Genomic DNA, 12,377 nt, shown 5'->3' with positions numbered 1-12,377 from the left:
AACAGTCAACAGTCAACAGTCAACAGTCAACAATCATGAGTTTTTAGGTTTTTGTTTCGGTTTTAGCTCGATCGCCCGCGGAGTCGATCGGCATTACCAATATCTTATCAACTCGGTTCCCGTCCATATCGACTACTTCGACGCGCAAACCGTTCCACTCAAAATGCTCGGCTGCTGTCGGAATTTTGCCCAAATTTGTAATCACAAAACCGCCCATTGTGTGGTAACTTCCCCTATTTTCTATAGATAGTTCTTCGAGACCAAACATTTCAAAAAAATCTTCTACCGCCAGCATTCCGTCTAACAGCCAAGAACCGTCCTCGCGCTGAACTGCTTGGGGTTCGTCCGCATCTTCTATTGAAGGAAAGTCGCCAACGAGTTCGACTAAAATGTCGTTAACTGTCACCAATCCTTGAATAACGCCGTATTCGTCAACCACTAAGGCAATTTGATTGCTAGATTGCTTGAAAAGCTCTAATACTTTTAAACCGCGCGTACTTTCCGGCACAAATAAAGGCCTGCGTAAAGAAGCACTTAAATCGAGGGGTTGACCGGTCAAAGTGCGAGACAGCATATCGGTAACGTGTACTAAACCGACAACATTATCGAGTCCGCCCTGACAAACAGGAAACCGAGAATGACCGCTGCCGAGCATTTTTTGGCGGTTTTCTTCTACTGAGTCGTCGAGGTCGAGCCAAGTAAGATCGGGTCGCGGAGTCATTAAGGCGCTGACTCGCCGATCGCCCAAACGAAAGACTCTTTCTACCATGTCTTGTTCGGCTTCTTCAAAGGTTCCGGCCTCGGTACCTTGCTCGATTAAAACTTTAATTTCTTCCTCTGTAACTTGCGGTTCTGTTGAAGGCACAATCCCCATGATCCGCAAGATTAAGTCAGTGGAAGAACTTAAGACATAAACGGCGGGAGCGCCAATTTTTGAGAGCATTCGCATGGGAATAGCGACACTGGAGGCGATCGGCTCAGGGTTGTTGAGGGCCAGCCGCTTCGGCACGAGTTCGCCAATAATTATGGTGAGATAAGTTATGGTTAAAATTGCGATGACTGAGGCGATCGCCCCTGAGTAGGGGGCCATTGCCGGAATCAAGCGCAACAGAGGCTCTACCCTTTTAGAAATGGTCGTTTCTCCGAAAGCGCCGGACAGGATAGCCAGCAGCGTAATCCCGATTTGAACAGTCGGCAAGAACTGATTGGGGGCATTAGCCAGATCCAGCGCTACGCGGGCATTGAGCGAACCCTGGTTGGCCATCTGTTGCAGTCTCACCTTCCGTACTGAGATGATGGCCATCTCTGACATCACAAACACGCCATTGAGGAAAACCAGCAGGAGAACAATCAGAAGGTCTATACTTGGGGACATTTCTCAAATTATCGGTGGTAAAGGCGAAGCACACTGCCGGGTTAGTCGATTTTAGATTTTAGATTGAATTGAATCCACAATCTGGACTCTGTGTCAATCTAGATCGACAATCTCGATTTGGCGATCGACCTGTCCCTAGATTAACGGAACTGGCTTGCTGCGATCGCAAGTTCGAGATTTTTATAAAAAGCCTCTAGCAGAAATCTACCTGTAGTTGAGTGGCACTGCCAACAGCCGATCGACACAATGATAGATGTTTGTCGTACAATCGAACTTAGTAGGCAGCCGTGAAGAGCCTTCGCCCATCGGGGATTAAAATTAACAGCCCATGACTTTCTCTTCGATAATTCGTACCTTGGGGCGATCGCCCCTAGCAACAGAACTTCTCAACAAGCTCAAACGGCATCACTGCTTGCAACTGGCAGGTTTAGCCCGCTTACCTAAAGGTTTGGTAGCTTCCGCCCTCGCCCAGGAAGAAGGGCGAAACCTGTTGGTTGTGACAGCAACTCTCGAAGAAGCAGGGCGCTGGGTGGCCTCTCTAGAAGCGATGGGCTGGCAAACCGTACATTTTTACCCGACTTCCGAAGCTTCGCCCTACGAGCTATCTTACTCCGACGAGAACGAAATGACCTGGGGACAAATGCAGGTGCTGGCGGATTTGGTGGACAAGCAAGAAAAAACCGCCAATCAGTCGAAGCCGATCGCCATTGTCGCCACAGAAAGATCCCTGCAGCCTCATTTGCCACCTCGAAGTGCTTTTGAACCCTACTGTCTGACGCTGAAGCGAGGCGAAGTTCAAGACTCCAAGATACTTGACCGCCAACTGGCCTCGATGGGATACGATCGCGTGAATTTGGTAGAAACTGAGGGCCAGTGGAGCCGCCGGGGCGATATTGTCGATGTGTTTCCTGTGGCGGCGGAGTTGCCGGTGCGGCTCGAATGGTTCGGGGATAATTTGGAACAACTGCGGGAGTTCGATCCGTCTTCGCAGCGATCGCTCGATAAGGTCGATCGATTAGTTTTAACTCCTACGAATTTTAACACAATTATTAAAGCAGTTTTAGTCGAAAAAACGCTTGACAAAATTAACAAATTAGGCTCGGCTGACACAGAAAATGAATCTGAAAAATTTGTCCGCAGGCTGTTGGGTTTAGCCTTCGAGAAACCCGCATCTTTGTTGGATTATTTGCCGGAAAATACCTTAGTTGTGGTTGACGAACCTGCGGGGTGCGAAGCTCACAGCGACCGCTGGTTCGAGAACGCACAGCAACAGTGGGAAAGTTGCAATCGGGAATCAGAAGCAGCCGGTGGCGAAACAGAAAGATTGCCAATTGCTAATTTGAAAGTTCCCAAAATTCACCGCAGTTTTGCTGAATCAATGGCGGATGTCGCTGTTTTTTACAGGTTAGAAGTTTCAGAATTAGCAGAAGATTCTGCTACTCAAAAAATTAAAAATTCCGCAGGGGGCGAGCAGCTATCGCCTCCGATTAATTTGGCCGGCAGGCCTGTGCCGGTGATGCCTCACCAATTTGCTAAACTCTCTCAAATGCTCCGGGAAGAGCGCGATCGGGGTTTTACGGTGTTTCTGGTTTCGGCTCAACCGAGCCGCTCTGTTGCTCTGCTGTCGGAACACGACTGTCCGGCTCAGTTTGTGGTGAATCCGCGCGACTTTTTGGCGATCGACAAATTGCAGTTGCAGCACGTTCCCGTAGCTTTGAAATACAACGGGCTGGCTGAATTGGAAGGGTTTATCCTGCCGACTTTTCGGATTGTTTTAATTACCGATCGCGAATTCTACGGCCAGCATTCTCTGGCGACTTTTAGCTATGTCCGCAAGCGCCGCCGCGCTGCTTCTAAAAAGGTTGACCCGCACAAGCTGAGTCCGGGGGATTTTGTGGTGCACCGCCAGCACGGAGTTGGCAAGTTTCTCAAGTTGGAACGCTTGACGGTCGATCGCGAAACTCGCGAATATTTGGTGCTGCAATACGCTGACGGTACTCTCAGAGTCGCTGCAGACCAGTTGGGCGCGCTGTCGAGGTTTCGGACTGTTGGCGAGAAAGCGCCGGATCTCAACAAGCTGACAGGTCAAACTTGGGAAAAAACTAAGACAAAAGTTCGCAAAGCTGTTAAGAAATTGGCAGTGGATTTGCTGAATCTTTACGCTAAAAGAGCTAAACAACAAGGTTATGCTTTTCCTCCCGATATGCCTTGGCAGCAAGAGTTGGAGGATTCTTTTCCGTACCAGCCAACGCCGGATCAGTTGAAGGCTACTTTTGATGTGAAACGTGACATGGAGGGCGATCGACCGATGGATCGTCTCGTCTGCGGCGATGTCGGTTTTGGCAAGACGGAAGTCGCTCTCAGAGCTATTTTTAAGGCGGTTACAGCGGGCAAGCAGGTGGCAATGCTCGCGCCGACGACAATTTTGACCCAACAGCACTATCACACCCTCTCAGAGCGTTTTTCGCCTTATCCGATCCAAGTTGGTTTGCTCAATCGCTTCCGCACTGAAACCGAGCGCCGGGAAATTCATAAACGCTTGGCCACTGGGGAGTTAGACGTGATTGTCGGCACTCAAGCTGTTTTGAGCAAGGCGATTAAATTTCGCGATTTGGGCCTGTTGGTGGTGGACGAAGAACAGCGGTTTGGGGTGAAGCAAAAGGAAGCAATTAAAGCTCTCAAAACAGAAGTAGATGTGCTGACTCTGACTGCGACTCCGATTCCCCGGACTTTGTATATGTCGCTGTCGGGGATTCGGGAGATGAGTTTGATTGCGACTCCGCCGCCAAGCCGCCGCCCGATTCAAACTCATTTAGCGCCCTACGATTTGGAAGTTGTGCGGACTGCTATTCGTCAAGAGTTGGACAGGGGCGGTCAGGTTTTTTATGTCGTGCCCCGGATTGAGGGGATTGATGAGTTGGCGGATACGTTGCAAACAATGGTTCCGGGGGCGAGAATTGCGATCGCCCACGGTCAAATGGATGCTTCGGAACTAGAATCAATCATGCTGACTTTCAGCGCCGCTCAGTTCGATATTTTGGTGTGCACGACGATTATTGAATCGGGTTTGGATATTCCCCGCGTCAATACTATTTTGATTGAAGACGCGCAGCGGTTTGGTTTGGGCCAGTTGTACCAGTTGCGGGGACGGGTGGGGCGCGCGGGGATTCAAGCTCACGCTTGGCTGTTTTATCCGAAGCAGAATAAGCTTTCGGATGCTGCAAGGCAGCGGCTGCGCGCTATTCAAGAGTTCGCGCAGTTGGGTTCGGGCTATCAGTTGGCTGTCCGAGATATGGAAATTCGGGGCTCTGGTGATGTTTTGGGTACGGAACAGTCCGGTCAAATGGAGGCGATCGGTTTTGATTTGTATGCTGAAATGTTAGAGGAGGCAATTCGCGAAATTAAAGGTCAGGAAATTCCGAAGGTTGAGGATACACAAATCGACCTCAGTTTGACGGCGTTTATTCCTGCTGATTATATCGGGGATTTGGATCAAAAGATGGGCGCTTACCGCTCTGTGGCTTCTGCTAATACTCCAGCAGATTTGCAGCAAATTCGGGCCGATTGGTGCGATCGTTACGGGCCCATTCCTCTGCCGGCCGAGCAACTGATCCGCATTGTCGAACTCAAACAAATCGCCAAGCAAATCGGTTTTTCTCGGATTAAACCGGAGAACAAGCAGCACATTGTTTTGGAAACGCCGATGGAGGAACCTGCTTGGAATTTGCTAAAAGCTAATTTGCCGGAACATTTGCGCTCTCGTTTTGTCTACAGCAAGGGGAAGGTTACTATTCGAGGTATGGCGGTTTTGACTGCTCAAAAGCAGTTGGATAATTTGATTGACTGGTTGGGTAAAATGCAGGGCGCTTTGCCGGAAGCAAGTATTTGATTTTCCAGGGGTGTTATGCTCCCTAAAATTTTCCCTCTGCCCTCTTTTGTCTTACTTCGGCTACGCTACTTCGACTATGCCGCACAAGTCAGTACGAGTCAGGACGAATCTTCCCTGCATCCATTAAATCCGTGGAGCGAATCTGTTGCCAAACTTCCTTCAGTCGTAGCACAAAGGATTAAAATAGTGAAAACGTTAGTGTGTGTTTTTTTTGCGATCGTGCTAGCGCAAGGAGTGCCAACGGTGGTTCAAGCTCAACAAAGTATTGACCCGATCGATCGGGTTGTCAGTGCTGGATTGATGAATAAAGATGCTAGCGGCAATTTTAATGCTGAGGGCCTTGTCAGCCGCGCTGATTTGGCGGTTATTTTAGTAAAAACCTTTGGTTTGGAACGGCGGAAAACAGCTCAGAAACCAGATGTGGAATTGCCGGACGTAGCTAAGAGTTACTGGGCTTACGGTGCGATTCAAACTGCTTTGAAAACGGGAACAATGGGCGGATATCGCGACGGACTGTTTTTCCCAAATCAAAGGGTGACTCGCGCTGAGGCTTTGGCAATTTTTGCTCAAGCCTACGGGGTTTTTCAGTTTCCCGACGCGACTGTTGCCGAGATTTTAGCTAAGTATCCAGATGCAGGGGAAATCCCTAGTTGGGCTAGAAAGTCTATGGCTACTGCACTTTATGAAGGGTTTGTGAATGTTGATATTGGAACTAATAAAATTAATCCTTTGAAGCCGGTGACTCGCGGGGATATCGCTTACGCTTTGAGCAAGTATTTGGAGCGGCAGGTAAGGCCAACTTCTTTACCAGTCCGTGACGAGGGGCCTCCGAATCGCGGTATGGGAAGGTAATATGACAATTGACAGTTGACAGTTGACAATTGACAGTTGACAGTTGACAGTTGATATCAATTCCGTCAGCATCGGAATCATACATCTTTCTTCTCTCTCTGTGTCCTCTGCGTTCTCTGCGGTTAAATCATTCCGATACAGTTAGAGAGTCGATGGCAGAGTGTCCCCTACCATCTCTCCTACAAAACCGGGAAGAGCGACTTTCACCGCACACGGCTCCTGAATGATGTAATCCTGGTTATGGATACAGTACAATCGCATCAAGAGATGATTTATACCGCTTGAGAGTTTTCCTTTTACCCCTACATCCCACCATCAGATTTTTCTGTGGCATTAGGCTTTTAAAGGGTTACTGAGTCTCTATCTTTTACACCACCCGGCGCTGTCAGCATATCTCTGCCATTACAGCGCCCGCTTTCGCTTCTGCAACCATCCCTCACATTCACAGCTTACGGCTAGCAACCTACTTATGTTATTAAGGGCTATGAATGCTTTATTTCGTTCCGATTACACATTGGTTGAACATGACAGCGTAATGCTTTCCACGCCCGTTTATGGGCAGTGCTTGTAAGTCAATCCGATAATTGCTTATGCCCTATCCTTGCCTTTTGGCTTGGTCTATCAGCCGTTTGACCATCTATCATAACGGTGGTTCAGACACATTTTTGCTTTCGCTACGCATATGTTCTTGCTCGACAGCTACTCCATTCGGCTAAGAGTCTTTCTGCCTTTTATCCCCGCTTTATCCTGTTAGTTGCTACCCAACACAATAGGGGATATGCTTTTACCGCTGCACCTGCGGACTGGGACTTGACTTAATGCCTCACGAGCGAAGTGTAATCAGTTATCACTAACTCCGTTGAGAGTTAGGCTAACCGTCCCTGGATAGGAGAACCTACCCATTTAGGCTAAACGAATCGCACACCGGAATTGATATGACAATTGACGGGAATCAAATTGTTGATGCGTGACCGGCTAGCGGATTCTATTCATTGCTCAATGAGAATATAAGAAGTCGGGCGGTTGAAACCGCATCTATACAGACAAAACCCGCTTGTATAGCGGGTTGAAGAGCGGGCGTTGAAAATTGCGTTATTTTCTTCAGTCCGCGCACCATCCTGATATCAAATCCGGTAGCATCGGAATTATTAGTAACCGTCTCCTCTATATCATAAGGAGTGTTACCGGAATTGATATGACTTCCTTTGTCTAGACGCGGTTTCAACCGCCATCTGTATCTATGCAAAATCCCAGAGCTTTGGTGACTCTGAAACCAGCCATCAAACCCCCAGGATTTAAATTTTTCCTCTTAAATGAGGTTCAAAATTATTGTCCGCAGACCTTAACCTAGTCAGCAGTAGCCAATTCAGTATTGCCTGCGCCACGCTTCCGCGTTAGGGTATTGAACAGCATCTGACCGACTGCTTTAATCAAATTGCCTTCTAACTCCATAAACATTTTCATGTTCATGCCAAAAGCTGCATTAGCTTCATCAACAATTCGCTCTGCTGTAGCTTCGTCAATCGGCAGTTCGTTCATTGCCTGACGGTAGTTATTCTTAAACTCTTTTTCATCAGGAATATCCTGGAATTCATAAAAAGCAGTGCCTTCTCCCTCAGTAAGATTCATCCCGCGCTGAGCAATTCCCTTGAGGATTTGTCCGCCGGACAAGTCGCCCAGGTAGCGAGTGTAAGAATGAGCTACTAACAGTTCCGGTGCGGTAGCAGAGATTTCGTGAATCCGCTGCACGTAGGCTTTAGCTGCTGCTGAGGGAGCTACTTGTTCCCGCCAATTGGCACCGTAGTAGTAGAACAAATCTTGCTCTAAGCTTTGTTTCCGATTCAATTCAGAAAAGTAAATTTTTGAAATAACCGGATGCTGCTTTTGGCGTTCCATTTCCTCTTCGATTGCCGAGTAGACAAAGTAGAGGTTTCCTACTAACTTCCGGTAAGAAGTTTTTTCTACAACGCCTTTTAAAAAACACTTGACAAAACCGACGTTTTCTGCCATTGTGTGGGATTTTTTGGTTCCCTCACGCAATTTGGTCGCTAAATTGATGCTCATGCTATATTTTCCAACCTTCTATTTTTGTGATGGTCGATCGACTCGCCAAAAATCTAAAAATTACCTAAGTATTTACCTTATATCGATTTGATGAGAGATTGTATTAATTTTTATAACAAAATCTAGAGCGATCGAACGGCCGTGATGCCCGATCGCCCCAAACGGCAGAAGGCATCACGCGGGCCGAAAAAGTTTAGTCATCAGTCGTCAGTCATTGGCTGTTAGCTAATAACTAATGACTGATGACTAATGACTAATGACTAATTTAGATGTCCAAGTCGAGCATATTGAGTTTGGGGCCGTAGGTTTCGATAAATTCGCGGCGGGGGGCGACTCGATCGCCCATTAAGATCGTAAAGATGCGATCGGCCTCAGCAGCATCTTCAATCTCCACCCGTTTCAGCGTCCGAGTTTCCGGGTTCATCGTGGTATCCCACAACTGTGTCGGCATCATTTCGCCCAAACCTTTGAACCGCTGGATGGTGTAGTTAGCATTCGCCGGAAATTCGTTGCGGATGAGATTGTTCATTTCGCGATCGCTGTAACAGTAGTAATGATTGCGTCCCCGTTCCACTTTGTAGAGAGGAGGACAAGCAATATAGATGTAACCTTGTTCTACAAGTGCCCGCTGGTAGCGGTAGAAGAAAGTCAACAACAGCGTGCGGATGTGAGCACCATCTACGTCAGCGTCAGTCATAATTACGATGTGGTGATACCGCAATTGACCGGGATCGAATTCTTCGCCTTTGATGCCCAAACCTAGGGCGGTAATTAACGATTGAATTTCGTTATTTTTGTAGATTTTGGCATCGTCGGTTTTCTCAATGTTGAGAATTTTACCGCGCAAAGGCAGGATTGCTTGGAATTGGCGATCGCGCCCTTGTTTCGCACTGTTGTGGACAAAAACTCCCGCAGCTAATGCAAAGTTGTGACTGTTAGGCACTTCGATGTCGTAAACATCGTACCGTTCCTCCAAATGCTCGATCGACACAACGCGGTGGTTGTAATTGCGAACAGCTTGGCGAGCCAGCAATTGATCTCCGCCAAAGTAGCGATCGCAAAAAGTTTGGTACTTCAGCAAACACTTATCCTTTTTCGTCCGGCGGCAAGCATCGTAATAATCTACATTAATACAGCCTTTTTGCAACTCCACATACTTCAACATTTCCAGAGTTTTCCGGTAGTAAGTTTCGTTCAAAGCAGCTTTGCGTTGGCGGCGAAACTCCGGCGTCCACTGTTCCTTAGTTTTTTCACGGCGCCAATCCAACAATTCCTGATCTTTCCACTGATCCTTGGCAAATTGCGAATGAGCCTCCCGCGCTTCAGGATTGTTAGCAAAATGATTGCGAACCCGTTCCGACTGAGCCAAACGGTTTTCTTCGGAGCTCCAATACTCTTGCTGCGCTTGGTTGAGCAGTTCATTATTTTGCTCGCGATAAGCTTCATTAGTATCGTAAAACTCACGCCACTTGCTCGTCATGTAAGCTTTATATTCTTCATCTTCCCACTGAGCTTTTGCCTGTTCCGACAGAATTTGCCGCGTTTCAGGATGCTGCATCCGCTCTTTCATCATCGCCCGAAATTCATCAGTCATGTGAGCTTGACGGCTCTTTTCAATGACATCCGGCCTGTGCAATGTTTTCTCAAGATTGGCGCGGTGTAAAGCCAAGTGTTCCTGAGCGGGCAGCCGCTGAATATTGGTCGGATTGTTGTTGAGCTTGTTGAAATCAACGTGGTGGCGGTGATTGCCGTCAGATGCTTGATAAACCTCATGTTTCAGGTTGTAGAAATCCGATAACAGATGACTGTAAATCCACTTGTCACTGTTGGGATTCCAAACCATTTCGTAACCGTTAAGCCCCTGCCCATTTGGCTTCTTTTTAGACAACTGGCGGTTGAGAGGCATTAACGAATCGTCCGGTGTCAGCATGGCTGCTGCTCTGTAGGTACCATCCCGCAACATGAACGGATGATCGGGAGTACAAGTTATTGTCTCGCCATTGTCTAATGTCAGTTTGACAACTTCAGCATTTGCTTTAGTCATGCGAGCGTTAGTTATCCGCTCAAACCCGATGTTTCCACTTTCGCGAATGGTGTAGCAAAAGTGTTCTTTACCTTCTGCTTGTTCGTCAACTATCTCTTTGATAGTTTTTGTAGTGCCGTCAGCTAATATTATTTCTTGAAATGAAAAAAAACAGCCCCCAGCACTATCCCCCTCGACCAGGTATATCTCAGACAGGGCGGGGTCTCTGGAGCTACAGTCCGCTAATTTTCCGGGCAAAGGAGACGATTCTAAGACGGATTTGCGGCGGACTAAGTCGCGGGCGCGGCGGGCTGCTTCAGCAGCTTTAAATGCCTGAATTGCTTTTTCCAAAATAGCGTCGGCTACTTGGGGGCGAAATTCTAAATATTCGGTCAATACTTCGCCTACCAAGGAATCAACTATTCCCCGAACTTCTGTATTGCCTAGTTTGGTTTTTGTTTGGCCTTCAAATTCTGGATCGGGAACTTTGACGGAAATTACTGCTGTCAAACCTTCGCGGACGTTTTCGCCGGCGAGGTTGGGTTCGTTTTCTTTGATTTTGTTGCGCTTGCGGGCGATCGAATTCATCGTCCGCGTCAAAACGGCTTTCAAACCTTCTAAGTGCGTACCGCCGTCGATCGTCCGAATGTTGTTAGCAAAACCGAGAACGTTGTCACTAAAAGCATCGACGCACCACTGCAAAGAGACTTCTACGTGCACGTTGTTGCGTTCTCCTTGCACGTAGATTACCTCTTCGTGCAGGGGCTGCTTGTCGCGGTTCATGTAGGCGATGTATTCCTTGATGCCGCCTTCGTAACAATAGGTTTCGACGCGCGGTTCGCTGCTTTTGAGCAATTCCAAACGCCGATCGCTAAACGTAATTCTCACGCCCGCATTCAAATAAGCCAATTCTCGCAATCGTCCGGAAACCGTAGCGTAATCGAACTCAATGCCAGTGCTGAATATCTGAGTGTCTGGCAGGAAACAAACTGAAGTACCGGTGCGATTTCCTTTGCTGGGCTTTGCGTCAAGTTCGCTGACTGGAAAGCCTCTTTCGTAGCGCTGCAAATGTTCTTTTTGGTCGCGCCAAACTGTAACCTTTACCCACTCCGAAAGCGCGTTTACAACCGAAATACCTACACCGTGCAATCCTCCAGAAACCTTGTAACCGCCGCCGCCAAATTTACCGCCGGCGTGCAGTACAGTCATTACTGTTTCTATTCCCGATTTGCCAGTCTTGGCAACGATGCCGGTGGGAATACCGCGGCCGTCATCTGTGACACTGACTGAACCGTCGGCGTTGAAGTCAACCTCGATGTGAGTGCAGTGGCCAGCCAGCGCCTCATCGATGGAATTGTCCACAACCTCGTAAACTAGATGGTGGAGTCCTCGCGGGCCGGTTGTACCGATGTACATCCCCGGTCGTTTGCGGACTGCTTCGAGACCTTCGAGAACTTGAATCTGGTCGGCGCTGTAGCTGCTGGTCATACAAAATAGCTCCAATAATGAGGTCTAAAGCCCCAAAAGCTTCTAAAATGGAAAAACTCCTAAAATTATAGCACAAAACGGTTAAAGGCGATGCTAGGGCTTTCTGAAGGGAAATTTATTAGGGTGAGGGAGGCGAATAGTAGTTTTACTTGGGGAGCTATTAACATTTGGTGGCGGGGCTGTTAACCGGAAGGTTGAGAAGTGCGATCGCCCGGTTGAAGGCTGCTGTGAATTACTTCTTATCGCAATTCTGCCGTCGCAGGGATGCCCGCGCTTGGCGTGCGGCCGCCACTGCGTCGCGAATCTCGATCGCCCGTTGGACGATCGCCCCTGCAACTTCCGGGCGGGCTGTCAAATATTCCATCAACTCTTTTTCTACCAAAGATTTAACGATTTCTTGTACTTCCGGGTTAACCAGCCGACTTTTTGTCGGGCCTTCAAACTCGGGATTCGGTAATTTAACGGCGGTAGTCCTGCATAGCAAGGAAAATGTGTTATAATTTTATTCTTTTAACCTACCTTGACTTTTAGCTTATGAACTGTCCCAAGTGCAACTCTGCAATACTTCGGACAGTTTTGGAACAGGGACGCTCCCCGATCAGAGCCAAAAAGTCCCTGGGATTTTAACCGAAAATCCAAAAAAAAGGCACTTTTTACGTTAAGCTCTAAAAACACACGAACTTAAA

At 48.0% G+C, this 12,377-nt stretch carries 6 protein-coding genes; 2 read left to right on the top strand and 4 right to left on the bottom strand.

All coding sequences use genetic code 11. From position 1 onward, the window contains the following. Positions 1–43 precede the first annotated feature (43 nt). The gene (locus tag WBA89_RS10075) at positions 44–1,375 is read right to left on the bottom strand and encodes a hemolysin family protein (protein ID WP_424406139.1); all 1,332 of its coding nucleotides are present in this window, start codon (positions 1,373–1,375) and stop codon (positions 44–46) included. Positions 1,376–1,703: 328 nt separating this feature from the next. On the opposite strand from WBA89_RS10075, the gene mfd reads away from it, so the two are divergent. Next, positions 1,704–5,264, top strand: a complete 3,561-nt coding sequence (gene mfd, locus WBA89_RS10070) for a transcription-repair coupling factor (RefSeq protein WP_424406137.1) — start codon at positions 1,704–1,706, stop codon at positions 5,262–5,264. A 15-nt stretch (positions 5,265–5,279) separates the two neighbouring features. Then, positions 5,280–6,116, top strand: coding sequence for an S-layer homology domain-containing protein (locus tag WBA89_RS10065; protein WP_424406135.1), 837 nt, complete (start codon positions 5,280–5,282; stop codon positions 6,114–6,116). Between the two features lie 1,347 nt (positions 6,117–7,463). Here WBA89_RS10065 and WBA89_RS10060 read toward each other — a convergent pair. The 3 genes from WBA89_RS10060 to WBA89_RS10050 form a co-directional block, all read right to left on the bottom strand. Further along, positions 7,464–8,180 (bottom strand): heme oxygenase (biliverdin-producing), encoded by a 717-nt coding sequence (locus WBA89_RS10060; protein ID WP_424406133.1) that lies wholly within the window; start codon positions 8,178–8,180, stop codon positions 7,464–7,466. Between the two features lie 265 nt (positions 8,181–8,445). After that, positions 8,446–11,691, bottom strand: a complete 3,246-nt coding sequence (gene gyrB, locus WBA89_RS10055) for a DNA topoisomerase (ATP-hydrolyzing) subunit B (protein WP_424406131.1) — start codon at positions 11,689–11,691, stop codon at positions 8,446–8,448. Positions 11,692–11,923: 232 nt separating this feature from the next. Then, positions 11,924–12,175, bottom strand: coding sequence for a hypothetical protein (locus WBA89_RS10050; protein WP_424406129.1), 252 nt, complete (start codon positions 12,173–12,175; stop codon positions 11,924–11,926). Between the last annotated feature and the right edge of the window lie 202 nt (positions 12,176–12,377).

It is taken from the genome of Microcoleus sp., from assembly GCF_049646505.1.
GTDB lineage: Bacteria > Cyanobacteriota > Cyanobacteriia > Cyanobacteriales > Microcoleaceae > Microcoleus.
Note: the sequence above shows the minus strand (reverse complement) of the source record. Positions and strands in the feature narration are given on the sequence as shown.

What these genes read in the sequence shown, in the direction of transcription:
- mfd (WP_424406137.1), top strand. Translation starts at nt 1,704, where the DNA reads ATGACTTTCTCTTCGATAATTCGTACCTTGGGGCGATCGCCCCTAGCA.
- WBA89_RS10065 (WP_424406135.1), top strand. Translation starts at nt 5,280, where the DNA reads ATGCTCCCTAAAATTTTCCCTCTGCCCTCTTTTGTCTTACTTCGGCTA.
- gyrB (WP_424406131.1), bottom strand. Translation starts at nt 11,691, where the DNA reads ATGACCAGCAGCTACAGCGCCGACCAGATTCAAGTTCTCGAAGGTCTC.
- WBA89_RS10075 (WP_424406139.1), bottom strand. Translation starts at nt 1,375, where the DNA reads ATGTCCCCAAGTATAGACCTTCTGATTGTTCTCCTGCTGGTTTTCCTC.
- WBA89_RS10060 (WP_424406133.1), bottom strand. Translation starts at nt 8,180, where the DNA reads ATGAGCATCAATTTAGCGACCAAATTGCGTGAGGGAACCAAAAAATCC.